17 protein-coding genes and 5 tRNA genes are annotated in these 25,085 nt (G+C 47.3%); 5 read left to right on the top strand and 17 right to left on the bottom strand.

The window, feature by feature from the left end; genetic code table 11:
• Positions 1-60: 60 nt before the first annotated feature.
• A complete protein-coding gene (locus tag BC351_RS32255) occupies positions 61-1,206 on the top strand; it encodes a cytochrome P450 (RefSeq protein ID WP_079418800.1) in 1,146 nt (381 codons plus the stop codon).
• A gap of 130 nt (positions 1,207-1,336) precedes the next feature.
• On the opposite strand, the gene BC351_RS32250 is transcribed toward BC351_RS32255, so the two are convergent.
• Complete coding sequence (locus tag BC351_RS32250; RefSeq protein WP_079418798.1) at positions 1,337-1,717, bottom strand: ATPase; 381 nt, start codon at positions 1,715-1,717, stop codon at positions 1,337-1,339.
• 180 nt (positions 1,718-1,897) lie between these two features.
• Between BC351_RS32250 and BC351_RS32245 the strand changes: the two genes are divergently transcribed.
• Together BC351_RS32245 and BC351_RS32240 are read left to right on the top strand one after the other, a co-directional pair.
• On the top strand, positions 1,898-2,179 hold the full coding sequence (locus BC351_RS32245) for a DUF3817 domain-containing protein (protein ID WP_079418796.1): 282 nt from the start codon (positions 1,898-1,900) through the stop codon (positions 2,177-2,179).
• An 82-nt stretch (positions 2,180-2,261) separates the two neighbouring features.
• Positions 2,262-3,653, top strand: a complete 1,392-nt coding sequence (locus tag BC351_RS32240) for an MATE family efflux transporter (protein WP_079418794.1) — start codon at positions 2,262-2,264, stop codon at positions 3,651-3,653.
• Positions 3,654-3,795: 142 nt separating this feature from the next.
• On the opposite strand, the gene BC351_RS32235 is transcribed toward BC351_RS32240, so the two are convergent.
• From BC351_RS32235 to tkt, 4 genes are all read right to left on the bottom strand, one after another.
• Positions 3,796-7,233 (bottom strand): galactose-binding domain-containing protein, encoded by a 3,438-nt coding sequence (locus BC351_RS32235; RefSeq protein ID WP_079418792.1) that lies wholly within the window; start codon positions 7,231-7,233, stop codon positions 3,796-3,798.
• 627 nt (positions 7,234-7,860) lie between these two features.
• Complete coding sequence (locus BC351_RS32230) at positions 7,861-8,346, bottom strand: NanQ anomerase/TabA/YiaL family protein (protein WP_079418790.1); 486 nt, start codon at positions 8,344-8,346, stop codon at positions 7,861-7,863.
• Positions 8,347-8,462: 116 nt separating this feature from the next.
• Positions 8,463-9,119, bottom strand: a complete 657-nt coding sequence (gene fsa / locus BC351_RS32225; protein ID WP_079418788.1) for a fructose-6-phosphate aldolase — start codon at positions 9,117-9,119, stop codon at positions 8,463-8,465.
• Positions 9,120-9,153: 34 nt separating this feature from the next.
• The gene (gene tkt / locus BC351_RS32220; protein ID WP_079418786.1) at positions 9,154-11,181 is read right to left on the bottom strand and encodes a transketolase; all 2,028 of its coding nucleotides are present in this window, start codon (positions 11,179-11,181) and stop codon (positions 9,154-9,156) included.
• 115 nt (positions 11,182-11,296) lie between these two features.
• Here tkt and BC351_RS32215 point away from each other — a divergent pair, with 115 nt between their 5' ends.
• Positions 11,297-12,187, top strand: a complete 891-nt coding sequence (locus BC351_RS32215) for a LysR family transcriptional regulator (protein WP_079418784.1) — start codon at positions 11,297-11,299, stop codon at positions 12,185-12,187.
• A gap of 111 nt (positions 12,188-12,298) precedes the next feature.
• On the opposite strand, the gene BC351_RS32210 is transcribed toward BC351_RS32215, so the two are convergent.
• From BC351_RS32210 to BC351_RS32195, 4 genes are all read right to left on the bottom strand, one after another.
• Positions 12,299-16,519 (bottom strand): S-layer homology domain-containing protein, encoded by a 4,221-nt coding sequence (locus BC351_RS32210; RefSeq protein WP_079418782.1) that lies wholly within the window; start codon positions 16,517-16,519, stop codon positions 12,299-12,301.
• 1,197 nt (positions 16,520-17,716) lie between these two features.
• Entirely contained in the window at positions 17,717-18,730 is a 1,014-nt protein-coding gene (locus BC351_RS32205; protein ID WP_079418780.1) for a zinc-binding alcohol dehydrogenase family protein, read from the bottom strand.
• Positions 18,731-18,742: 12 nt separating this feature from the next.
• Positions 18,743-19,687, bottom strand: coding sequence for an aldo/keto reductase (locus BC351_RS32200; protein WP_079418778.1), 945 nt, complete (start codon positions 19,685-19,687; stop codon positions 18,743-18,745).
• Entirely contained in the window at positions 19,684-20,514 is an 831-nt protein-coding gene (locus BC351_RS32195; protein WP_079418776.1) for an amidohydrolase family protein, read from the bottom strand. Before BC351_RS32195 ends, BC351_RS32200 begins: the two co-directional genes overlap by 4 nt.
• A gap of 146 nt (positions 20,515-20,660) precedes the next feature.
• Between BC351_RS32195 and BC351_RS32190 the strand changes: the two genes are divergently transcribed.
• A complete protein-coding gene (locus tag BC351_RS32190; RefSeq protein WP_079418774.1) occupies positions 20,661-21,524 on the top strand; it encodes an AraC family transcriptional regulator in 864 nt (287 codons plus the stop codon).
• Positions 21,525-21,541: 17 nt separating this feature from the next.
• On the opposite strand, the gene BC351_RS32185 is transcribed toward BC351_RS32190, so the two are convergent.
• The 8 genes from BC351_RS32185 to BC351_RS32150 all read right to left on the bottom strand — a co-directional run bounded on the left by BC351_RS32185 (position 21,542) and on the right by BC351_RS32150 (position 24,994).
• Complete coding sequence (locus BC351_RS32185; RefSeq protein ID WP_079418772.1) at positions 21,542-22,501, bottom strand: NAD-dependent epimerase/dehydratase family protein; 960 nt, start codon at positions 22,499-22,501, stop codon at positions 21,542-21,544.
• 158 nt (positions 22,502-22,659) lie between these two features.
• A complete protein-coding gene (locus BC351_RS32180) occupies positions 22,660-23,862 on the bottom strand; it encodes an MFS transporter (RefSeq protein WP_079418770.1) in 1,203 nt (400 codons plus the stop codon).
• A complete protein-coding gene (locus BC351_RS32175) occupies positions 23,859-24,308 on the bottom strand; it encodes a MarR family winged helix-turn-helix transcriptional regulator (protein ID WP_079418768.1) in 450 nt (149 codons plus the stop codon). Before BC351_RS32175 ends, BC351_RS32180 begins: the two co-directional genes overlap by 4 nt.
• A gap of 171 nt (positions 24,309-24,479) precedes the next feature.
• Positions 24,480-24,558 (bottom strand) — tRNA-Leu (locus BC351_RS32170).
• Between the two features lie 13 nt (positions 24,559-24,571).
• A tRNA-Thr gene (locus tag BC351_RS32165) sits at positions 24,572-24,647 on the bottom strand.
• Positions 24,648-24,663: 16 nt separating this feature from the next.
• Positions 24,664-24,739, bottom strand: a tRNA-Phe gene (locus BC351_RS32160).
• A 75-nt stretch (positions 24,740-24,814) separates the two neighbouring features.
• Positions 24,815-24,891 (bottom strand) — tRNA-Asp (locus BC351_RS32155).
• Positions 24,892-24,918: 27 nt separating this feature from the next.
• A tRNA-Val gene (locus tag BC351_RS32150) sits at positions 24,919-24,994 on the bottom strand.
• Positions 24,995-25,085: the final 91 nt, after the last annotated feature.

The raw sequence follows: 25,085 nt of genomic DNA, 5'->3' as shown, positions 1-25,085 counted from the left end.
AACTTCATTGTACTGACCAGTCAGTTAAAGCGAAAATCAAATGAGAGCATGGTGATGTGAATGAATTGGGAAAATTCAGCTTCCGTCTCAAACGAACTGATTCCATTGTCTTATTTTAATGAAATGCGCAATTCCTCTCCGGTGTCGTTAAATAAACAGAAAACAGCATGGAATGTTTTTAAATACGAAGATGTCAAAACGATTTTCACTCGTCACGACCTGTTTTCTTCGCAAGGGGTAGAATCCGTGAATGATCCCATTGAGTCGAGTATTCTGAGACAGGATCCGCCCAAACATCGGCAGTTGCGGATGCTTGTTTCTCAAGCTTTCACCCCTCGAATTATCCAAGGACTGACAGCTAAGATTGAGGCGATAGCGGAAGCGTTATGCGACCAGATGGAAATGAACGCCAAGGTCGATGGTCTGCATGATTATGCGAGCCCTCTGCCAATTACCGTAATTGCCGAAATGCTGGGCATTCCACCGGAAGATCGTGAGCGTTTCAAAGCATGGTCGGATGCGCTGGTTGGGAACGACACCGATGGGTATTATCAATGTCAGCAAGAGATGAGTGTCTATTTCAGCGAAATTGCCAATAGGCGGCGGGCGGAGCCTCAGGAGGATTTGATTAGCAATCTTGTGCGCGCGAACGGAGAAGGAGTACAATTAAGCGATGTGGAAGTGATCGGTTTCTGCATCCTGCTGCTTGTAGCGGGAAATGAAACCACAACCAATTTGATTTCTTCAGCTATGCTTCTCTTCGATGGCCATGCAGATGCAAAGGCACAACTCATAGCGGATAACAGCTTGCTCCCGCAAGCGCTTGAGGAGGTTCTTCGCTACTGTTCACCTGTTCAAACGATGATAAGAACGGTAACGAAGACAACGGTTCTGCGAGGGGAGATACTGACTCCTGGACAAATGGTCAACATCTGGATTGGCTCGGCCAACCATGATGAAGACATCTTCGAGCATCCGGAAATCTTCAATATCCACCGGAATCCGAATCCCCATCTCGCCTTTGGTCACGGCATTCACTACTGTTTGGGAGCGCAATTAGCACGTTTGGAAAGTAAAATTGCCATGCAGACGCTGCTTAAACGGTTTCCTGATTTCCATCTCGACCACTCGCAGCCTTTGGAGCGGATAGACAGCTGGATTATGTTTGGCGTCAAACAATTGCCGATTATGTTAGGCGATGAATAAGACCACAAAAAGTATCGGCCTGTGACCTGCCGTTCCAATATGGAACAAACAGGCTCACAGGCCTAGTACATTTGGGTGGCGGCCATCAGGCCATGTAAGTTTTGGACAGCTCCTTTGTCCAATTCCCCAATTAAATCCAGGCCTTCAGGCCGATTTGTTTGATGAAATCTTCTGTGGATTGAACTTCTTTGTCCCGTTCGATATCCGCTTCCTCGCTGGAACCGCCATTCATAACTCTGCGAAACAGCTCTTCATTCCTCGTAGCCAATGCGAAATCAATCAGCGCTTCTCGCTCGATTTGGTCTGCTTCCTGATGAAGAAGAACTTCTTCCAGTTCTATGTCCGAAGCTGGCACGTAATAGTGTTTATTATCCCTAGGAACACGAACGACGTAATCGAAGATGTTATCGTTATTTCGATCATAAGCAATAATATATCCATATCCGCCAATCGGCAGATTTTGTTCTAAACTATCGGCAATCACGATGATTTTCTCACCTAGACGAAGCATACGAGTCCCTCCCATCTGTATGAAGCTACCTATTTAGTAGATTGAAAGCTTACTAGTTCTATCGTACTAAAAAAGATAGTTTGTGTCCAATTGAAACAATTGAAATACGTTGTTCATACTCCATACATATTTCTCTCCTACACTTTAATTGCATTTACTTTATTTAAGGAGTTGCTTACTATGCTTAAAAAGTCTTTAAATGCTTTGCGTTATATCGGCTGGGCGGAAGGATCATCCTTTCTTATTTTACTGCTCATCGCGATGCCGTTAAAATACTTCTTCGATATGCCGAAAGCTGTCCTATATGTAGGCATGGCGCACGGCGCTCTATTCGTCCTTTACCTCTTATCGCTCGCTTGGGTCACACTGCTTCATCGCTGGTCCATTGGGCGCGTGTTTGTTGCATTCATTGCCGCCTTTATCCCTTTTGGTCCATTTCTGCTGGATCGTCGTCTTCGTTAATGAAGAAAGTTTCAGCATGTCGAAGGAAACTGGTATAATAACGAAAGGCTGTTATTTCGTTAGTTAGGATAAGGAGATCGACATGAGTGAAGCCGCAACGCAGAAGGTACGGCCTTCTTTAACGGAAGGTCCTATCGCGAAGACATTATTTTTATTTTCATTGCCTATTCTATTTGGAAACGTGCTGCAGACGCTGAATGGATCTATCAATGCTATATGGATAGGCAAGTATCTGGGAGAAAAAGGACTTGCCGCTACGTCCAATGCCAATCTGATTATGTTTTTCCTGATCAGTGCGATATTCGGATTTGCTATGGCCGCGGTTATTATGATTGGTCAGAATCTCGGGGCCAAAAGAGTTGATGATGCCAAGAAAGTCGTCGGAACTAGCGCCGTCTTTTTTTTCACTCTTTCCTTAATTGTCGCTTTATTGGGACTGCTTTTCTCTTCCACCATTCTCGATTGGATGAACACTCCAGCGGATGTGAAGGATCTCGCGGTAACGTATACGCGCATTATTTTTGCTGGTGTTCCTTTTATGTTTGGCTTTAACCTGATTATGGCCATTTTACGCGGCTCTGGGGATGCCAAGACACCGTTTTATTTCTTGCTGCTATCGGCTATTTTGGACGTTGTCCTCAATCCGCTGCTCATTCAAGGTATGGGACCTTTTCCGAAAATGGGCATTGCCGGCTCGGCTGTTGCTACGTTTATCGCGCAGTTGATCAGCTTTGTACTGCTGCTTGTGTATCTGTATCAAAAGAAATATTTTCTGCGGATCACCAAATCGGATACCCACCTGCTTCGCCTGAACTTCACGATTATTCGCGCGCTGTTTCAAAAAGGGCTGCCTATGGGATTAAATATGGTTGTTGTTTCACTAAGCAATTTGATTCTTATCCATTTGGTCAACTCCTTTGGTTCCGAATCGACAGCCGCATTCGGCGTAGCGACGCAAATATCGAGCTATGTGCAGATGCCCGCAATGGCGATCGGCGGAGCCGTTACCTCGATGGCCGCCCAAAACATTGGCGCCGGAAAATGGGATCGAGTGACCCGCATTACATGGTCAGGCGTAGCCATGAACATCATCATGACGGGGATTATCGTTGTCATCCTACATCTGTTCAACCGTCAGGTCGTCGGGCTCTTCCTGCCAACGGAAGGCAAAGCGATTGATATTGGCGTCCATATTAACAATATTACCTTATGGTCATTTGTCATCTTTGGCATCTTCAATGTCGTCGCAGGTGTAGTTCGATCCGCAGGAGCCGTCATATTCCCGCTTATCGTATCTTTCATCGCATTGTTGATCGTACGTATCCCACTAGCTACCGTCTTGGCTCACTCCTATGGGTTCGATGTGATTTGGTGGAGCTTCCCGATCAGCTTCACAGTAGCGGTTATTCTGAATGTACTGTACTATCAGTTCGGCAACTGGCGCAAAGCGCGAATGATGCCAACCAAAGCTTAAAGAATCCATCCAAAAGCAGTCTGCCGAGCCTAGCAATGGGCTCCCAGACTGTTTTTTTCGTAAAAACGGACAAACCCACACACAAGGTAAAAAGCCGCCCACCCCGCCTTTTCGGCAGGATAAGCGGCCTTGTGATTAGACCTTACGGATTAACGGTGATTGTAAACGTTGAAGTCGTATTTTTGATATTTGTCACATTGTTGCTTAACGTCAAATGATTGAAAACCGCTGTGCCAACCGCTGGCCCTTGACCCGCTTCCGGCATATCGTTAGCCCAGATCGCGACTCCCGATTTGGCATCAAAAGCATCGCCGCTCTTTTGAGCGCCCGAGATTGAAACATTCGTGAAGATCGTATCTGTAACCGGATTTTGCGCTGTGCTTCCACTGTAATTCGTTTGGAACATAATGCCGTGGTACGTAGGGTCAATAATATCCACGTCACTTACGCGAATTCCTTGAAATACCTTGGAGGCTGAGAAAACCCAGATAGCCGGGAACGTTTGGGAGCCCCAGAAATGACCGCCTGCACGCACAATAGAAATGTTCTGCAGATTCGTGGTCGGGGATGCGCCAAATCCGTTCATTGGATATCCGAAATCCAAGGAGCTAATTGTGATGCCTGAATAGCATAGCGTATCGGCAATATAAATATTTCTGAACGTGTTGCCATACCCGCCATAGACGGCAAGGCCAGCCGCGCGCCAAGTAAGAAGAGAAGTCAGATTTTCAAAAATGTTATCCTTCTCGTCAGCTCCCCCAGCATCAATGGCAGAGAATAAAGCAAAGCTGTCATCGCCAGTAGAACGAGCTTCAATATTCGTAACGAGATTATTCGTACTGCCATTCGTCATGTTGATACCATCTGCGAACGTATCGCGAATCCGCGAATTTTTGATCGTCATATAGTCGGTATTGGCACCCCAGTAGAAGCACACTTGATGCTCTACCCAAATATTATCGATCGTCATGTTCGAGACATTCGACAAATCAAACACTTTGCCTGGACCGTCAATACGCGATGTATAGTTTCCGAAGTAAGCAAAGTTGGCAAATGTAGATCCATTAGCCGTAGAAGTTACGGAGAAACCAATATCAGTATTCGATTGGCCTTGTGGTGCAACGAAGCGCGTATACCATGGACCTGCCCCAATGACCTTGATTGATTTGCCATATACTTGGAACTTATTCGATGTCTCATAGTTTCCGGCTGGCAAATAAACTCCTACCAAATTACCGGTTGTGTCCATACGAACTTGGTTCAAGGCATTTTGAACGTCTTGATGGGTAAAGCCCGCAGGAATAACATACTTCGCCGGATCCGGATTAGCGATAGGTGCTACCTGCTCCAGATTAATAAAGTCGATCGCATAATTCGTCGTATTCGCTGCATCCTTTTGCAGCTTAATTGTGCTGCCAGCAGGAATGGTTGTATCGAACATGATGTTGGCTTCATCATAAATATGTCTTGGTGACCCGCTGCCAGGGGAATTGCCAGGCGATGTTTCGGAGCCATACAACCAAGCATACTTGGAGGTCAGGTTGATTGCTTTGGTGAAAACACCGTTCACATAAATGTTCAATGTATTCGATTGGCCGTCGCCGCCAGGTGCATCCGGAATAGAGAAGCGTGTCACGAGCGTATTGGTGTCCGCTTTGGTCGTGAATTGCACATAGCTGCCGGTTGTGTTCAAGGTTACCGCTTTACGGCCTGAAGCTTCGCCGGCCAAGTCGCCGATCGTACGGTTCGGACCAACAATGGCCGCACCGCCGCCAATGACGCCATCCTCCGCTTCATACATGTCGTAAGGCATATTCGCTCCGCGTCCTACGAAGAAGGATTGTGTCGTTGTGTTATTGGCTTGTTTCACCGGCAGTTCGTTGCCGTCAACAGCAACTTGAACTTGGAGATTGTATTTTCCATTCACCGCTGTCCATGTTCCGAGATTGATGGTACTAGTCGTTGCACCACTAGCAATTACGCCCGTGTATGTGCCTGTTGCTGTTTTGACAACTGCGTTCGTCGTTGCATCCTTAAGCGTTAACGTTACGGTATGGGCTCCACTTGCGGAGGCTGCGATCCCTTGGTTTTTGATCGCTGCGGAGAAGCTGACCGTGTTGCCTGCTGCTGGATTGCCAGGCGACCAGCTGATCGCAGACGCGACCAAATCAGAGCTGGATACCTGATTGACCGTCAAAGGTACAGCACTCGTGAAGCTGTTGTTCGCTTCATTCTGTTCGATCACGACATTAGCTTCATCCACTTTGGATGTTACCGTGTACGTCCCGGCATCCTTGGCGCCGATGTTCACGGAGACATTCGCAGATGCACCCGCGGCTAATGCGCCGACCGGAGCTGATCCGACCGCTGTCGTGCCTAAGTAGAAATTAACGGTTGTCGCGCCCGATGCCGCTGATCCGATATTTTTGACCGTAGAAGTCAGGGTAATCGCATCCGTTTCAATCGGGGAACCTGGTGTCCAAGTCATGCTCGTGATGCTTAAGTCAGGATTAGGAGCTGGCGTTCCAATGACTTGAAATTCAGCAACCTGCCCACCTGTTGAGCCGGAATTGGTCGTGATTTTCAACTGCACATCACTGACTGTAGCCGTGACAGGAATCGTCACCGTATTGCCGGTTGCCGGGTTGAATGTGTAAACTGCGGCGGCGACCAAGTTCGTAAAACTCGTCGAATACTGATCATGACCGAGAACCTGAATGGTTTGCGTGCGCGTCGCCCATGCTGCGTCAGGGTTCAGCTTCAATACAATCGAAGTAATGTTGGCATTCGCCCCCAAGCTTACCGATAATGTATTCGGATAGCTGTTGGCATTGCCTTCCCAGTACGTTGTCACACTGCCGTCATTGGCATTCGTGGGCACGAACGTAAAAATCGAGGACGAGCCGGTAATCGTTTTACCGATAGCCAAATTCGTACCTGTGCCAGGTGAAGGCGTTGGTGTTGGGGTCGGAGTGGCTGTTGGTGTGGCTGTTGGCGTTGCCGTCGGAGTAGCCGTTGGTGTGGCTGTTGGTGTAGCCGTTGGCGTTGGTGTGGAGCCTGTAGTACCATATACCTCAAGCTCTGACAATTGTGCCGCTGGCCAAGCTGAGTTGGCAGTGAAGTTTAGTTTAATATAACGAATATTGGAACTTGTTAAATTGATTGTAACGGTATTAGCGCTGTTGGCATCAAAAGTATACGTTTGGGAAGCTTGAATTGTCGTGTAGTTCACATCATCCGTGCTGCCCAATACAGAAAGAGTTTGAGTACGTGTTCCCCAATTAGAGGTAGGAAGCTTCAAGACGAGCTGGTTGACTGTACTGACAGTTGCCAAATCAACGCGAATCCACTGTGGAAAGGCATTATTGCTGCTCTCCCAATAAGTCCCTTGATCGCCGTCCGTCACATTTCTGGCAACATAATTTTGATTATAGCCGCTTGCCGCAGTTCCCTTGCCTGCAGCCAGATTCGTAGCGGCTGAGGAATGGCCCGAAGCAATAAACTGCGTGAGAATGATTACCGCAATAAGCGTACATATAAGGAACGATTTATTTTTCCAAAAAGCTCTACGGATAGACATGCCTTGCACCTCCAAGTTGATGTGTGTTGTGAATACATCGGATACATGCGAATTGCAACAACCCTGCTTTAGTTAAAACCCTCCCTTCCTAAAGTACACGCTTTCATATGCCTGCACACCGTACCTAATGAAGTCACACCCCCTCCCTAAAATTTGGATTTTATTGCTAAATTTGAATGGTTCCTATTGCAAATTATACGGAGTGTCCACACCTTTGACGATGACATATATTACGATTAACTGGTCAAATAATATGATTTTCCAGAAGCTGCTATCCTTATGGCATCGCTTCTGCCTAAATGAAAAAAACGTTAGGATGGTAATCACTCCTGACGGTTTTTTGGGTCTTATGGGTTAGATTGGTTGTCCTATAGACGAAAAGGAACTACGATCCGCTAATTGAGGGGAATCGGGGCAAAAGTAGCATGTAACGGAACTGAGGTCCGCTATTGAAGCGAAAAACACTGATTCCGAGCACAAAATAGTGAAATAGAGGATCGTAGTTCCCTTTGGACTGTGATTTGGTAGTTTTCAGCATATTAGCGGACCATAGTTCCCTTTGAATTGCAAAATGACGCAGAGTGTATGTTTATAGTGCAAAATCCGCCTTTTAAAGCTGAATAGCCACTATAGTAAATCTTTATGTACTTTAACGACGATTTTCTTGATCGTTTGTCCCTCATGAATTGCGCAATTGGGTCTATGAATATCTGAAGGAAAACAAACTGCGAACATGCCGGGTTTCAGCAGAATTGCCGTTTCCTGTTCAGCAGGATCTGACTCATAGAATGCAATGTCATGCGTTGCAAACTTGTCATCCAGCACTTTGGCACCGGCATGAAGCTTGTAGAAACAAATTTTCTCCTCCCCGCTCACAAGGAACTGAATGTCCGTATACACAGCATGGGATTCCGGCACTTGCTCTTCGAATGGACGAGTCACCGATTCCTGCACATTGGCATACATCAATACCCCGTTGTCTCCTTCGAGATCGTATCGGCCCAGTTCCGCTTCCCCTAGGTTGCGATTTACAATATAGTCGATTCCTCTTTGTACCGCAGAAGGCCATAAATGGCGCTCCTCTTGAAAATGCTCCAAATTACTGATGATCATACTTTGAATTCTCCTTTATCATTCCATTTCAAAATCCTACTTCTACTATAGCTTATAACAGCAAAAAAGACCCACTTTTTAGGGTGGGTCTTCGAGTCTTCGAGTCTGCTTGCCTATTAAAATTTCTCTTGATTAGCGCCTTCCCAATCCGCCAAGAATTTCTCAATTCCCGCATCTGTCAATGGGTGTTTGCTCATGGATTCGATTACTTTGTAAGGCACAGTTGCAATATGGGACCCTGCAAGAGCAGCCTCAATGACGTGTGCGGAGTGACGTACGCTTGCAGAGATAATTTCAGATTTAATGCCGTGTACTTGGAAAATTTGGCTGATCTCTTTGATCAGATTCATTCCCACTTGGTTGATATCATCCAAACGTCCGATAAACGGCGATACATACGTAGCTCCGGCGCGTGCAGCCAATAAAGCTTGTGTCGAACTGAAGATCAACGTTACATTCGTTGGAATTCCTAAGGAGCGGAATACACTTGTTGCTTGAAGGCCATCCAAAGTCATTGGAAGCTTAATGACGACATTTGGACTAAGCTTAGCAAGCTTTTTGCCTTGCTCGACCATTTCGTCTGCTTTCAATGAAACGACTTCTGCACTAATCGGCACATCCCCAACAATGGAGATGATTTCTTTGACGGTTTCGAAAAAGTCTCTTCCTTCTTTGGCAATCAGCGAAGGGTTCGTTGTTACCCCTGCAACAACACCTAACGCGTGCGCTTTACGAATTTCTTCTACATTGGCTGTGTCGATAAACAATTTCATCCTGTATCCCTACCTTTTCTCCCTTGATGGGCTGTTATTGGAAATACTTCTGTCTGATTTGTTCTACGATTGCTTCTGCGGTAAAGCCATATTCACGAATGACGCGATCGGCCTTGGCGGATGCCCCGAATTTACGGATGCCCACGACGAAGCCGCTCCCTCCCGTAATCTCTTCCCAACCAGCAGGATAAGCCATCTCCATGACAACATTCGCTTGCACATTCGGTAAAAGGACGGCATCTCGCACTTCTTCAGGCTGCTGTTCGAACAATTCGCGGCTTGGCATGGAAATAACACGAGCCCCAATACCATATTGCGCCAACTGCTTCTTCACGTCAAGTGCAAGGCTTACTTCAGAACCTGTCGCGATAAGCTGTACAGCGGTGGTTTCGCCTGCGGCCACATCGGATAACACGTAAGCCCCTTGATGAATATGCGCAAAAGCAAGCGTATCCGTTCCTGGAAGGACGGGCAGATTTTGACGTGAAAGGGCGAATACGAAAGGACCTTCCTTCGCCTCCAGCACGTACTGCCAAGCTGCTGCCGTTTCGTTCGCGTCCGCAGGACGGAACAACGTCAAATCCGGAATCATCCGCAGGGATGGAATTTGTTCAATGGGCTGATGCGTCGGGCCGTCTTCCCCGACAGCGATGCTGTCGTGCGTGAAGACGTACGCGACCGGCAGCTTCATCAGCGCGGACAAGCGAATTGCGCCGCGCAGATAGTCGCTGAACACGAGGAACGTTCCGCCGAAGGCACGTACGCCGCCGTGCAGCAGCATACCATTCAGCGCTGCGCCCATGGCGAATTCACGGACGCCGAACCAGAAGTTGCGGCCGCTATAATCCGCGCTGCTAAACGCCGCGGCGTCATTAATCATGGTGAAGTTGGAGCTTGCGAGGTCGGCAGAGCCGCCTACAAGATAAGGTACCCGCTTCGCCAAGCCGTTAATCACTTTGCCGGACGCCGTGCGCGTCGAGATCGCGCCGCTCTCCGGGGTAAAGCGCGGCAGGTCGGCCTTCCAATCGGCCGGCAGCTCGCCGCTGCTCGCGAGCTCGAACTGCTTCGCGAGCTCAGGATAAGCTGCCTGGTAGCTGTTCCACAGCTGCTCCCAGGCAGTTTGAGCTTCTCCGCCCAGCTGCTTGAAGTGGGCGAAATGGGCGTAAACCTCAGCCGGCACATAGAAGTCCGGCTCCAAAGGCCAACCGAGCGCCTGCTTCGTCAGCAGCAGCTCTTCTTTGCCAAGCGGCGAGCCGTGCGTGCCGCCGTGGCCGCCTTTGCCGGCTTTGTTCGGGCTGCCGTAGCCGATCGTTGTTTTGATCTCGATCAGCGTTGGGCGCTCGAGATCCGCCTTGCCCTCGGCGATCGCGGCGGCAATCGCCTCGACGTTGTTCTGTTCTTCCACACGTAAGTATTGCCATCCGTAGGATTCAATACGCGTCTTAACATTCTCGGAGAACGACATATTCAATTCACCGTCAAGTGAAATATCGTTGGAATCGTAGAGCACGATTAATTTGCCCAATTTCAGATGCCCCGCCAGGGAGGCAGCCTCAGATGAAACGCCTTCCATTAAATCACCATCACCGCAGATAGCATAGGTGTAATGATCAACGATCGGAAAGCTCGGTTTATTATAAACAGAAGCTTGATGCGCTTCAGCCATCGCCATACCTACAGCCATGGCAACGCCTTGGCCCAGAGGTCCCGTTGTAGCTTCCACGCCTGCTGTATGCCCGTACTCTGGGTGCCCGGGTGTCCGGCTTCCCCATTGGCGGAATTCCTTAATGTCCTCAATCGTCACGTCGTAACCGCTTAAATGCAGCAGGCTATAGAGCAGCATCGAGCCGTGACCCGCTGATAATACGAAGCGATCGCGATCCACCCACTTGGGATTGGCCGGATTATGCTTCAAATGCTGCGTCCAAAGCGCATACGCCATAGGCGCTGCTCCCATCGGCATACCGGGATGACCCATCGCTGCTTTTTCAACGGCGTCGATCGTCAAAGTCCGGATCGTATTAATACTTAATGTTTCTAGACTGGCTGTGGCTTGATTCAAAAGAAGTTCGCCTCCATCATTTAAGTTGTAATTGCTGGATCTACTCCTTATTATAAGAGTAGATCTGCTATTCAAATAATTGATAGTTTCGATACTAGGTATAGAAGGTGTCTATATGATTAACTTTGAGCTGTACAAAGTATTTTATTTGACCGCCAAATCTGGAAGCCTTTCCAAGGCCGCCAAAGAGCTGTACATTACCCAGCCCAGCGTCTCTCACTCCATTAAATTATTAGAAGATCAATTGAAACTGCAATTATTTGCCCGTACATCCAAAGGAGTTGAACTAACCAAGGAAGGTTCCATTTTATTTTCCTATATCGAGCAAGCGTACAACTTCATTTCACTCGCGGAAGAAAAACTGCATGAACTTCGAACCTTTTCCAGCGGGGAAATCAAAATCGGCGGCAGCGACTCCTTATGCAAGCACTACCTGCTTCCTTTCCTGGAGTCTTTCCACGACCAGTATCCACATGTGCAAATCAATCTGGTAAACGGCACCACACCGGAAATTGTAAAACAATTAAAGGAAGGGAAAATCGATATCGGGATCGTCAGGACGCCTATTCTGGATGAGCAGATGCAAGTCCGCGAGGGTATTACCATTCAAGATTGCTTCGTGACCGGACCGAAATACCGCGAGCTTGCTTTAGGTAAGGTCTCGCTTGCTGATCTGCTGAAATACCCGATCATCTTATTTTCGAGCAACAGCTCCTCGCGGAAATTCGTCACCCGTCTATTCAGCGACCATGACCTCATGCTGGAGCCGGAGATCGAGCTGGGCAGCGTGGATCTGCTCATTGAATTCGCGAAGATCGGATTTGGCGTCTCCTTCGTCACAAAGGAGTTCGTCGCGAAGGAACTCGCCGAGGGCAGTTTGTTTGAAGTAAACTTGGACGCTGCGATCCCATCAACCAAAATCGGCATTATTACTTTGCGCAATATGCCGCTTTCGACAGCTGCTGCTGCTTTTATTGCAAAGCTTGAGAATCCTGTGCTTGGGTGAGCGGGTATTTCAGAAATAAAAATACCCTACTGATCTCGTTGATCAGCTGGGTATTTTTCAAAACTAGGGTACGAAATGTCAGATAGAAGCTATCTCTATTCTCAGAAACGCTTATTTCAAGCTGTCCAACAACTGCTTAATTTCTGAATTAAGATTTAGGATATTCATGATGGCCGTAAGCGCCTCGGCGCGGGTCGCAGGGCTATTCGGATGGAACTTGCCATCGCCTAATCCGCTAATGATTCCCGCTTTGGAGGCTTCATTGATTTGCTCCTCGGCAAAAGAGCTATTAATATCGGCGAAGCTTGATGTGCTTTTCTGTTGAACGGAGCGCAGGTTTACGATGCGGCTGACGATGGCTACCATCTCAGCACGGCTAATCGTTGCATCTGGTTTGAATGAAGAATCTTCGTAACCGTTCAAGATCCCAAGATTGGCCATTTTTTCGATCGCTGTTTTCGCCCAGTGCGTGTTCAGATCATTCAGTGCCAGGTTGCGCACAGGCTTACCGTCAATTTCGAATACACGGGAAATGAGAGTCGCAAACTCTGCACGCGTTACTTTGCCATCAGGCTCAAAAGTTCCGTTCTCATACCCTTGAACGACACCTATCGCTGCGAATTTGTGAATAAGGTTTCCTGCCCAATGCGCAGCAGGCAAATCTGTGAAAGAAATGGTGTTGCTTTGCTTTCTCGCTTCTTCGACTTTGGACTTCAGGTTCTTCATCAGCGTGTCCATCTTGACAAGCTCTTGATTAAATACTTCTGGAAGCGCGGGTTTTGTCGGTTCAACCGGTTTTGCAGGTTCCGCAGGCTTAGTCTGCTCTTGCGTCGCTGTTGGCGTAGGTTGGTCGTCTGTCTCTGTCGATGAAGAATCACCCTCATTGGAGTTATGTCTAATGACCGTAAGTGTATACTGATCCATCAATCCGCCATACGTTGCTCCAATGACTGTCGTACCCTCCCCAAGCGCGCTTACCAAACCCTGCGAGTTAACAGCGGCCACAGATGGTGCACTGCTGCTGAAAGTGACGCCGGACACAGGTTGGGTCTCGCTGTTATCACTGTATTTCGCCTTAACCGTCGTTTGATCCTGTAGCCCTATATACAATGAAGCTTTTCCGTTCATTTTAATGGAAGATAATGTCGTTTCTACAGGCTTGGAACTAATAACCGTAAGCGTATACTGACCCATCAATCCACCATATGTTGCTCCAATGACTGTCGTCCCCACCCCAAGCGCGCTAACCAAACCATGCGAATCAACAGTAGCTACAGTTGGAACCGTACTGCTGAAAACGATACCGGAAACAGGCTGAATCACACTGTTATCGCTGTACGTCGCTTGAACGACAGTTTGGTCCTGCTGGCCGATATTCAGTGAAGTTTTCCCATTCAATTTGATGGAGTATAATGTCGTTTCTACAGGTTTAGCTTGTACAGTGACAGTGCTTTGCGATGTGAAGTTGCCATCGGCCGCAGTCGCCGTAATCGTTGCGGTACCTGCTTTGACGCCTGTGATAACGGCCTTGCCGCCCATGGATTCAAGTGCCGCGACCGCAGGATCGCTTGTGCTCCATGTCACCGCCTGATTGCTCGCTGTAGCAGGCAGCACTTTTGCGGTAAGCTCGGCGGTCTGTCCTTCATAGATTGTTAGATTCGTGTTCGTGACTTCTACGCCTGTAACTGGAATAACATCGCTTTCTTGTTTTTCTGCGCCGGTCAAGTTCGGCATTGTTTCTTTTGCCTGCGAATCGGCGATCATGGCGTCTTTAAGAGCAGCGGAGGGATTAGCTCCCTGTGATCCAACGAGGATATTGACAATGGGCTGATCTGCAGCAATGGCTGCATCCGAGGAAAGAATGATTCTCGTCACGCCGTTTGCCGTCTCATTACGCAGCACCTTGACGCCGGGTTGAGAAGGTTCCACGGATGTGACATTCATATCATTTGTCTGGATCTCAAGGTCCATCGCTTTGGCATCCGATTTCAGTTCACTGATGGACAGCTCGTATCGTTCTACTTGCTGCGTAGCTGAAGAGATGACTTTGGTTAATTTCAAAATTGCAGCATCCGGCTTGTTTTGATCTTTTTGCTGGATAAACATCCCGTCAATCACCTTGGAATCGCCAATTGCAGGATCGACGCCGAGGGCTGTGAGGACGGTTGCCGCCAAATCCTTGGTTGTGCCTCCTTGCAATAGCTTCTCTTCCCCGACATCCGTAGCTACCGTTCTTCCGTTCGCCGCCATGAATGTGGTCGTTGACAGCGGTGAGTCTTGGCCGTGCGAAGTGGAGCTTTCTAACGTTTGATCGGCATTTTCGGTGCCTCCGCCATGATCAGGCAGCATTAAAATAAGTGTATCGTCTAGCAGTTGATTATCTTTCAAAGCATTGTAAATCACGCCTACGTTCAAGTCGGTTTTCGCTAATTGCTCATAATATTTTTTCGTATAAAAACCGGATATGTGCCCCGCCTTATGATCCATATCATCCAAATGTATGAAAATCACGGATGCATCGGCAGCTTTCCCATCTGCTATATACTGAGCGAAGGCAGCGGCATTGCCTTCATCATTCGAGGGGTAGTCCTCAACACCGACAGACGGTTCAATATGACCAGCGAAAATGTTGTTCCAATTTAAAAAAGCAGCTAGCTTAGTTTCAGGCATGGCTGATCTTACTTTTTTAAAGAATGTCGGATAAGGGGAAGCTTCATCATAGGTATAAGCTCCGCTGATATCATTATCAATCTTATGTTTACTGTAATCAACGCCGGATATCATCGCGCCCCAGTTTGGCGAAGAACTGGATGGCAGCGTTGTTTGGACGGTATAGGAGATAGCGCCATGTTCAATGATGTTTCTAATCGACGGAATGTTTAGGCGGCTTCCGACTGTCTTTTTGACGGAACTAGGAGTTTCCCAATATGGCGCATTGGGCGAAACCGAAACGCCTCCACCGTCGATCCCAATGACAACAACACGTTTATAAGGAGTAAATTTGGCTTTGTCGGCAATTTTTTGTAAAACCTCGTCAGAGTTGCCTTGGGCCAAAACAACATCCCCAACCGTCACATGGCCGTCCTTATTGAGATCTTCAGACGCTTTGGAATGGATTTGAACGGTAGCAGCCGGCTTATTCAAAGATTCAATTTCTATTTTATCCGTACCGTTATAGAAATCCGCATTCTTTACTTCAATGGTTCCTTGACCTGAAGGGGCTTTCGCTTTGAAGATCAGCTCGGAAATTCTGGAATTCTTGAATTCAAGCGGATTGATGTTGCTGTAAACTTTCCCCCCAGGCAAGCTCAGCTTCAATATTCCCGGCACGGAAGTGTCAATGGAAGTCGCGCGCGACGCACTGACGAATTCAAATAAATGACTGTCATACGCGAGTTCAACATCTGCTTTATTAATCACTTTGTTCATGTCCGGTGTACGAAGATCCAGGTTGTAGTGAAATTGCGAACCCTGAACGGTATGCTGGGCGCCTATCAAGTTCAGAGCGCCATTGAATTTTTCAGGGTCACGGGGAGGAATGGCGTTATAGGCATCTAAAACTTCTTGCGCCGTAACAGCTTTTCGCAAAATCTGAAAATCATCAAGCTGAGCTTTCAAATTGGCCGGATAATTACCGGTACCGTCATTGCCAATCATCGTTGGCAAACTGGAATCCAGCGTGCCTGTCTGTCCAGAAATGTCTACTGCGCTTGAAATGTTGTTATAATTACTTCCGCTCGATATGTTAACCGTTGCAGGGCTTCCGTCTTTATAAAAATCGACGCGTCCTGTTGTCCGGTCGTGCGAGATGACGATATGATGCCATGCGCCGTCCGCAACGTTAGGAATAGAGGCATCCGCTCTTGAACCGCCGTCCGTATTGTAGTTCCATATCAAGCGCGTATCCTTTAAAGCGACGACATAGCCAACATTGCTACCGCCGTCCCAGTCCTTATTGGAAATGATGGGAGGGTCTGATGAAACGCCGCTCGATTTCACCCAGAAAGCAAGGGTAAAGCTGGTTCCTGTGCCAAACTGAAGTTGATCTGGTTTTCCCAAGTTGACGTATTGCTTGGTTGCGTTTGAAGAATCAATATTCAGTGCACGGCCAATCCGTCCTGCAGCATAAGACAAGCTCCCTACAGAGGTTGCAGTTACTGGATTTTGCGAACTATCCGTCAAGTTATCCTCAAAAAGCATGTGCAGAGCATAATCAGAGGGAGTAATTGCGGCAGATGCAGTGAAAGAGTTTCCAAACAGAGGAATGTTTGACGTTGCGACGACCGTAGTTGCTAGCGTAATAATAAGTACTTTCTTTAAATGAATAAACATCCTAATGCCTCCAATTCGTTTAAAATAATATTTCCAGTCCTAAAAACAACACGAAAACAATTTAACTTAGTTTTATTAATTTGTTTTATTTGTTTTTAGTTTCTTTCATTATATTACTAAATCATCCTCGCAGTGTAAATTATTTATTAAGTTTATGTTAATATACATAACACACTCACGACATGTTATTGTGGATATAGTACAAGATCAGAGTGTTGAATAAATAACCGGGATCAATCGGAGCAGATAACTTCCCATGACTTGAGCAGCCACCTCCATACCAACTTACTTACCGTCCATTATGCAGCGCTCCTTAGTTCACGTAGTAGCTTGCTTTGCTGATAAAACTCTGAAGTAAATAAGAAAACCGGATTCGCTATCCTGATAGATCAGTCAGTCTCTTCTTAGCGGCAGAACCTAGTAAGGGAACTAGGGGACGCTAATTAGGCAAAAAGTAGGGATACGAGGGCAATAGCGGAACTACAGGGTCTTATTTTCACAAAAAGCGTTGAAAATTCCCAGAAACAGCAAAATAGCGAACTGTAGTTCCCTCAACCTCTCGATATTGCCACTTTTGGCTAGAATAGCGTACTGTAGTTCCCTCCGCGTGAGGCAGCTGGAGTAACTCCGCGTTCACTCCAAAACATATAACTCATACATAAAAAAAGGTTGGAGGATTTGAAGCATCCCTCAACCTTAAGGCCGTTTTCCATCCTTACGGAGGCCAGGTTCGCACTTTCCGCCCACCTTAGCTCTGTTTTTCATCCTCTCAAGAGGAGCGACAGCATCCAGAGGTAGGTTGTATCACCAATAAGAAAGGCCTAGCCGACGGCTAGGTCTTCAAATCCATACACCTTCGCAAGTTTCCTTACGAACCCAATAACCTTTATCCGGCCAAAATCGCCCATTCTGAAAATCTAATGAATGCCAGATGCGCTATTTCAAGCAATTGCTAACCATTCGGGCAATAAAGTACCGAATAATGCCAATCCAGTTCATTACATCTCCAAAGCAGCCATTTTCTCGTCGATAAGCATTCTACAGTTCATTAGATACTACTCAAGACCGAAAACCTCCAAAGCAAAGAGGCCTGTGATGGACGTCAACTAAAAAGGGAAAACCCCTTAAATCCACCCAAAAACTTATACTTTCTAAAAAAAAACACGCCCATCTGCCTACAAGCAGTTGGGCGCGTCCTTACAAACAAACGATCGCTTTGATTACCTTGGACTCCGGCTTGAGCCAAGTCTCAAACTCCCCGATCATGTCCTCGAAGGAAACACGGTGTGTGATGTAGCTTTCAATGTCGATGACTCCCGTCTGCATCGCTTTACATACGGTGTCGAAATCCTCCATCGTTGCGTTGCGGCTGCCCATAAGCGTTAGCTCCCGCTTATGAAAATCCGGATCATGGAACGTGATATCAGCCTTCACGAGGCCAACGTACACGAGCTTGCCGCCATGCGCGACAAGTCCGAAGGAGTCCGTCATCGACCGCGCGTTGCCGGTCGCATCGAAGACCACAGTGGGCATATCGCCGTTCGTTAGCTCAGCTAGCTGCTCCTTCGGCTGCTGCAGCGCATTCACGGTCTGATCGACGCCTGCCCACTTGCGGCAATACGCCAGCCGCTCATCATTGATGTCCATCGCGATGACGGTCGCGCCAAACTGCTTCGCCAGGATCATGACGCCGAGTCCGATCGGCCCTGCGCCAATGACGAGCGCAGTTTCACCGGCGCGAAGCCCCGATCTTCGCAAAGCGTGAGCTCCGATGCTAAGCGGCTCCAGCATCGCAGCTTGATCCAGCGTCAGCCCTTCGGTTTTAATGAGATGGCTGGCGGGTATAGATACCAACTCTCTCATTCCTCCATCCATATGCACGCCAAGTACTTTCATATCGGTGCAGCAGTTCGTATTGCCATTGCGGCAAGCAATGCATGTTCCGCAATGCATGTAGGGGACGACGCTGACCAGATCGCCAGCCTGCAGTCCCAAGACCCCTTCGCCAATTTCCTCGACGTAGCCGGAAAGTTCATGACCAAGTACACGCGGGTAGCTGAAAAATGGCTGATTCCCTTTATAGGCGTGTAAATCCGTCCCGCAGATACCGATTCTTTTGATACGAACGATGGCTTCACCCGCTTTGACAGTAGGCTCCCTCATCTCTACAAGGTTAAACTGCTCAATCTGTTCACATATGATCGCTTTCATCCGAACCCTCCCTTACACGTAAGTCTTCTCGTTATATTCAGGTCTTCCGCTAATCCATGACTTGTTGCGGATTGGCTCCAAAATGTCCAGCACTTCTTGCAGCAGCTCAGTATCCATCGGCTCATCCGTCCATGCGATGTTTTTGCGGATATTGTCCGGACTGGCTGTACTGACCAGTGTCGTTGGAATTCGCTCGTTCGCCGTTGCATATTGCACCGCCAGCTTCGCGATGTCAGCGCCTTTGCTTGCGCAGTGCTCAGCCGCCTCCTTGCAGAGCCACTGAATGTCAGCCGGTGCAGGATGCCAAGCAGCAGCGGGTCTAGTGCTCAGCAGTCCCATAGACAGCGGCGATGCATTCACTAAGCCAACCCCATGCTGCTCCAACAGTGGAACTACATCCAGCAAGGACGTGTCATTCAAAGCATAATGGCAATAAGACAAGACAGAATCAAACTCTTTCACAGCCAGCGACTTCTCAAACACAGACAGCGGTAATCCGGATACGCCGAAAAAACGAATTTTCCCAGATTGCTTTAATGCATCCAGTGCAGGGAAGGCTTCCTCAACAAGCTGATCAAAAGCCACAAATTCAATATCATGCAAATATAAAATATCGATATAGTCCGTATAAAGGCGCTTTAAGCTCTCATCCACACTGCGAATGATCCGCTCCTTCGAGAAGTCGAACTCGGCGTCGCCGTAACGTCCTGCTTTCGTTGTCAAAATAAAGCGTTCTCTGTCTATTTGGGCAATAGCTCTGCCTAAGACAGTTTCCGCCTTGGTTAAACCGTAATAGGGGGACACATCAATTAGGTTAATTCCTAGATCAACAGCCGTATGAACGGTCCAAATACTTTCTTCCTCGTTGGTTTCCCGGAAGAGGGAGCCAAGCGAGGAGGCGCCGAAGCTCAGTACCGAGACATCCAGCCCTGTTTTGCCCAGTTTACGATATTTCATAGTTTATAAAACTCCTTTGCATTTAGTCCAAATAGACGGTCATTGTCGTGCTGAGTCCAAGATTCCGGCAAGGCGTGCGTCAGTACCCCGATGACTTCATCATAATCAGCCGCTAGCAAGCATACAGGCCAATCGCTCCCAAATAATACTCGCTGCGTTCCGAATACTTCCAGAACATGCCGGATGTATACTGTAAAATCTTCTTTGACCCAGCTCGTTGGGTTCGCTTCCGTCACCATACCCGAAAGCTTACAGTACACATTCGAATGCTTGGCGATAGCTGCCATCTGACTTTTCCAAGGCTCAGTAGCCCCCTCCCCAATCCGAGGTTTCGCGATATGATCGATCACTGCCCGCAACCTCGGGACCTGGTCCAAAAGCTCAATAACTGGCGCTAATTGCTCGGATTTTACAAGCAAATCTACGGGAACATCCTCCCCGGCAAAATATCGCAGAGCTTCAACAAAATGAGGCTCTAGTATGCTGTTCGCATCCGGCATTTCTTGAATCATGACTCGGAAGCCCACATATTTGGGATGCTGGCTGAATCTTTGGTACTGTGCAAGAACGTCGGGGTCATTTAAATCAAGCCAACCTACGACACCCGCAATCGTATCTGATCCTTCGCTTAAGCTTAATAAATAATTTGTTTCATCTAAGGTTGGCGCCGCTTGGACGGCAATCGTTTGACTCACATCCTGTTGATGCAAGATAGGCAACAAATCATCTGGCAGAAAATCACGATACAAGACCGGCAACTCCGGCGTTAACCACCCATAATCGCCACGATCTATTTTCCAGTAATGCTGATGTGCATCAATTCTCATAGCGCGCTCCTTTTTCATAACTTTATTTATGGTATCGCTTTTTTCTATTGTATCACTAATGAAATCATATGAAATATTGATATCTAGCACATTTGTACGGTTTCTTGATATTATAGAATAAATCTGTATTCAGAAGGAGGCTCACCATGCATCCCATACGTAAAACATTCGATACGAACGAGTCCTTCCCACTCTCTTTTGCTTATAAAAACACAAAAAGCTCGCTAAGCGAGCTGCCTGACCATTTTCACGACTGGTATGAAATTGTGTATGTGTATCGTGGGCAAGGCACCTTCTTCATTGATCATACTTTTTATGATATGAAGCAAGGCGATCTGTTCCTCATCCCAGGCAATACAATTCACCGAGCAACGCCGGACAAAGAATTGCCCGTTACGTCTACAGCGATTTATTTCAGTCCAAGTCTGGCGCAGGCCCCCAATCTGGATGAGGCATTCTCCTATTTACGAAGTTTTGAGCAAGCCGCGGAACTGCGCAATTACAAATTTGAAACGCTGCTTCCTCAGCGTCAGCAGATCGAATTTACGTTGGAGTCCATACAGACAGAACTGAAGCATTCGCATTTAGGCCAACGCCAAGCCATTTACTTGAAGCTGCTGGAGCTACTGCTTTATTTGCAGCGTGAGCTGGGGCCTGAACGCAAGACAACCAATGGAGACTCCTCGGTTGGTCCCTTATGGATGCGAGATATCTTACTTTATATTGAGCAGCATTACTGCGACGACATCCGTTTAACGTCCCTAGCGAAGCAAGCTTCTGTCTCTCCTGCCCATTTCAGCCGGGTATTCAAGCAGTTGATTGGAATGAACATTACCACCTACCTGATGACCAAAAGAATCATTCGTGCGAAGCAGCTGCTGAGCGAAAGTGACGTCAACATCGGTATTATCGCCGAAATGTGCGGCTTCGATAGTCTGCCCCATTTCCATGCCATGTTCAAAAGAATGCTCGGCATGACGCCGGCTGCTGCGAGAAAGGCCATGAGATAAAGGACAGGATCCAGCAATCAGATCAGCTTAGATCCATTGGATTCGTTCGTTCCCTTAGACTGATATTGCTTTCTGTAATAGTCCAATGTTTCTCTCAAACCATCCCTTAGGCTATATAATGGACTCCAGCCCAACCCTTCGAGAGCGGCCTGATTATCCAGTCTGCTGTGGACGATATCTCCCTTTCGAATGGGTAAATAAACTGGATCGAAGTGTGTACAGCTAATTTCGCACATTTCCCTCAACAGCACATTGACACTCGTTTGTTCATTGCAGCTAATATTATAGAGTCCATGACTGCCATTGTTCAGAGCGGCTATATTGGCGCGGACAATATCTTTGACATATACGAAATCTCTCGTCTGCTCCCCATCGCCATAAATCAACGGTTGTTTGCCCTCCAGAAGCTTGTCTACGAAAATGGAAACTACACCACCCTCGCCCTTCGGATCCTGCCGGATGCCATATACATTCGCATAGCGCAATATCGTATAATCCAGCTCATAGAGGGCGGCATAGGTTCCAATATACTGCTCTGGCGTTTGCTTGGATATCCCATAGAACGAAAGTGGTCTTATTGGGTGGACTTCATCCAAGCCCAAGTACTGCGGCGTACCGTATACGGCTGCAGAGGAGGCGTATATGATCTTTCGCACACCATGCATACGACATTGCTCCAACACCGCAATCGTACCCAGAATATTAATCTGCGCATCCAACATAGGATTCGCAAGTGAAGTTTGAATATCGATTTGAGCTGCATGATGTATGACCACTTCCGGTTGTGAAGCTGCGAATGCCTCAGCCAATCCATGATCAAGTAAATCGCCATAATGGAAGATCGCCTGTGAATTGAGATTTTCTCGATGACCAGTCGTCAAGTTGTCCAAAATATGTACATGATGCCCGAATTGAATTAATTCATCGACGATATGAGAGCCTATAAAGCCCGCCCCGCCGGTAACCAAAATGCGCATGGTACACACTCCCATATTGTTAACATAAACAAGGTAGAATAAGTTCACTCCTATTATATAGGATAACTCGTAAACTACGAAGAAGAGTATAGCCTTAAATGAGAAAAAAGGGCCTGTCCCAGAGGTCACATGACCTGCGGGCAGCCCTCTTCAATGATTTAATCCTGCTGTAGAACATGCTTCTTTTTCGCATTCGATGCTGCTGGTTTCCGATGATAGAGCCCATAGTAAATGATCGAAGAACAAGCAACGACAAGTCCTGCGACAAAATACATCGTATGGTAGTTTGTTTTGGAAGCAATCGTGCCGAGAACGTAGGATCCGATCCCATAGCCGACGTCAAAAAGCACGTAATACGTACCTGTGGCAAGCCCTCTGCGATGAGCAGGCGCTGCTTGTATAGCGATAGTTTGAAAACTCGGAAGAAGTGCGCCGAATCCAAGTCCAAGCAGCACAGCTACCAGCAAAAAGAGGAGGGGGGATTGCGTCAGGCTAAGCCCGATCATACCCACTGTAAATAAAATAATGCCTGGGTAAACCAGCCGATTGGGACCGTAACGATCGAACCATTTGCCAATAAAAGGTCTAGATACGACAATAGCCAAGGCGAATACCATGAAAAAATAGCTGGCATATGATTCTAAACCAATAGCCTTCGCATAAACGGAAAGAAACGTAGTAATCGCCCCATATGAAAAGGCTAATACACTGCCCGTCAATGAAATCGGCAAAGCGCTTGGTTCGATAAATTTCCTCCAGCCTTTGGCTGCGATCGCTTTGGTGTTAACGACTCTTTTGGGTAGGCGGATGAACAGCCCGCAAATGAAGGCCAGAAATCCAAGCAGGATGCAAACGCCAAACAAGAGGTTATTATTATGACTTTGCGTAATTGTCAAACCAATAAAAGGGCCCACGACCATCGCCAGACTCATAAAAAGACTGAAATAGCCAATCCCCTCACCTTTGCGGCGTTCAGGCACTAACTCAATCGCAATAGCCCCCGTAGCGGTGGCTGCCATACCGAAGCTGATGCCATGGATAAGTCTTAAGCCTAACAATACATAGTATTGATGCACGAATGGATACATAGCCACACATAAGATAAATAAGCTAAGCCCGGCAATAACAATCTTTTTCCGATCCCATTCATCCATCCATTTGCCGGTTAAAGGCCGAAAGATCACGGTTGAGAAAATAAATACCGTCATCACCAAGCCAACCTGCTGCTGACCTCCGTGCAGCGTTTCCGTAACAAATATCGGCAGGGTGACGGCCAGAATGTAAAAAGTCATAAACAAAAAAAAGCTGCTGAAACATACAGCAACAAAACCGCGGTTCCATAATCTGTTCTCTTCACTCATTGCCGAGCCTCCAGTTCCTTGATGCCTTCGTTAGCTTTATTCGTAACCTGGCTAAGCATATTGCGCAATAGATGCACCTGCTCTTCCGAAAATTGACTCAGCAGAGAAGCAATAACCCTACGTTCAATCGGGGTAAGAATGTCATTCAAAGCTCTTCCTTGATCTGTAATATACGTCAAAAATGATCTTCTATCCGTCTCATTGGCTCTTCTCTCTACTAAGCCTTTTCTCTCCAGTTGATCGAGAATACGCGTAATATTCGTTTGATCCTTTTCGGCTCGAATCGCCAGCAGCTTCTGCGTAATGCCATCCTCCTCCACCAAGCGGCTGAGTACGACCCATTGCTCAGTTGTGATATCGTAAGGTTGAAAACTAACATTCAACAGCTGCGTCATTCTACGCCCCGCGTGGTTCAAAACAAATCCAAAAGAGTTTTCCATTTTCATATCAGTTCACCTCTGCCTATTTAGATGCTATAGCAATTATATACTTAGCAAGTAAATGTGTCAACAATTTTACAACCTGTAATTTCCCCTTTAGGTTATTCATTCCAGATAAATAAAAAAAAGAGCTAAGCGATTTGCTTAACTCTTTTTTATCCTAGTACTTTCTCATGATACCGGCGAGAGGACTCGAACCTCCACGGTTTCCCACTCGATTTTGAGTCGAGCGCGTCTGCCATTCCGCCACGCCGGCTTATTAGGATTCATGGTGCCGTCGAGAGGACTTGAACCCCCAACCTACTGATTACAAGTCAGTTGCTCTACCAGTTGAGCTACAACGGCGTATTTAATTAAGAAATGGTGGCTTTGGACGGAATCGAACCGCCGACACGAGGATTTTCAGTCCTCTGCTCTACCGACTGAGCTACAAAGCCTTGATGTTGTTAATTGGGTCCCCGTAAAGTATTCGGAAATTGCTTCAAAGCTTCACGTCACTTTGTGGGGTTGAATGGCGGAGCTGACGGGATTCGAACCCGCGGTCTCCTGCGTGACAGGCAGGCATGTTAGGCCACTACACCACAGCTCCACATGAAAACTTGTTAAGGCCAATTTATGGTGAACGCTGACGGGATCGAACCGCCGACCCCTACCCTGTCAAGGTAGTGCTCTCCCAGCTGAGCTAAGCGTTCATGGGAAGTGTTGTACCGGGCCCACGCAAAGTAATCGGAATATGCTTCGTCAGCAATACGTCACTTTGTGGGGATTAGTTGGTGACCCGTA

The sequence above is a fragment of the Paenibacillus ferrarius genome (genome assembly GCF_002027705.1).
Lineage (GTDB): Bacteria > Bacillota > Bacilli > Paenibacillales > NBRC-103111 > Paenibacillus_E > Paenibacillus_E ferrarius.
The sequence above is the reverse complement of the archived record's forward strand: the minus strand, read 5'-3'. Positions and strand labels throughout refer to the sequence as shown.

Coding starts and splice junctions, on each gene's coding strand:
- fsa (WP_079418788.1), bottom strand. CDS start 9,119: ATGAAATTGTTTATCGACACAGCCAATGTAGAAGAAATTCGTAAAGCG.
- BC351_RS32250 (WP_079418798.1), bottom strand. CDS start 1,717: ATGCTTCGTCTAGGTGAGAAAATCATCGTGATTGCCGATAGTTTAGAA.
- BC351_RS32240 (WP_079418794.1), top strand. CDS start 2,262: ATGAGTGAAGCCGCAACGCAGAAGGTACGGCCTTCTTTAACGGAAGGT.
- BC351_RS32180 (WP_079418770.1), bottom strand. CDS start 23,862: ATGAGTGAAGAGAACAGATTATGGAACCGCGGTTTTGTTGCTGTATGT.
- BC351_RS32185 (WP_079418772.1), bottom strand. CDS start 22,501: ATGCGCATTTTGGTTACCGGCGGGGCGGGCTTTATAGGCTCTCATATC.
- BC351_RS32175 (WP_079418768.1), bottom strand. CDS start 24,308: ATGAAAATGGAAAACTCTTTTGGATTTGTTTTGAACCACGCGGGGCGT.
- BC351_RS32255 (WP_079418800.1), top strand. CDS start 61: ATGAATTGGGAAAATTCAGCTTCCGTCTCAAACGAACTGATTCCATTG.
- BC351_RS32205 (WP_079418780.1), bottom strand. CDS start 18,730: ATGAAAGCGATCATATGTGAACAGATTGAGCAGTTTAACCTTGTAGAG.
- BC351_RS32210 (WP_079418782.1), bottom strand. CDS start 16,519: ATGTTTATTCATTTAAAGAAAGTACTTATTATTACGCTAGCAACTACG.
- BC351_RS32235 (WP_079418792.1), bottom strand. CDS start 7,233: ATGTCTATCCGTAGAGCTTTTTGGAAAAATAAATCGTTCCTTATATGT.
- BC351_RS32190 (WP_079418774.1), top strand. CDS start 20,661: ATGCATCCCATACGTAAAACATTCGATACGAACGAGTCCTTCCCACTC.
- BC351_RS32215 (WP_079418784.1), top strand. CDS start 11,297: ATGATTAACTTTGAGCTGTACAAAGTATTTTATTTGACCGCCAAATCT.
- BC351_RS32195 (WP_079418776.1), bottom strand. CDS start 20,514: ATGAGAATTGATGCACATCAGCATTACTGGAAAATAGATCGTGGCGAT.
- BC351_RS32230 (WP_079418790.1), bottom strand. CDS start 8,346: ATGATCATCAGTAATTTGGAGCATTTTCAAGAGGAGCGCCATTTATGG.
- BC351_RS32245 (WP_079418796.1), top strand. CDS start 1,898: ATGCTTAAAAAGTCTTTAAATGCTTTGCGTTATATCGGCTGGGCGGAA.
- BC351_RS32200 (WP_079418778.1), bottom strand. CDS start 19,687: ATGAAATATCGTAAACTGGGCAAAACAGGGCTGGATGTCTCGGTACTG.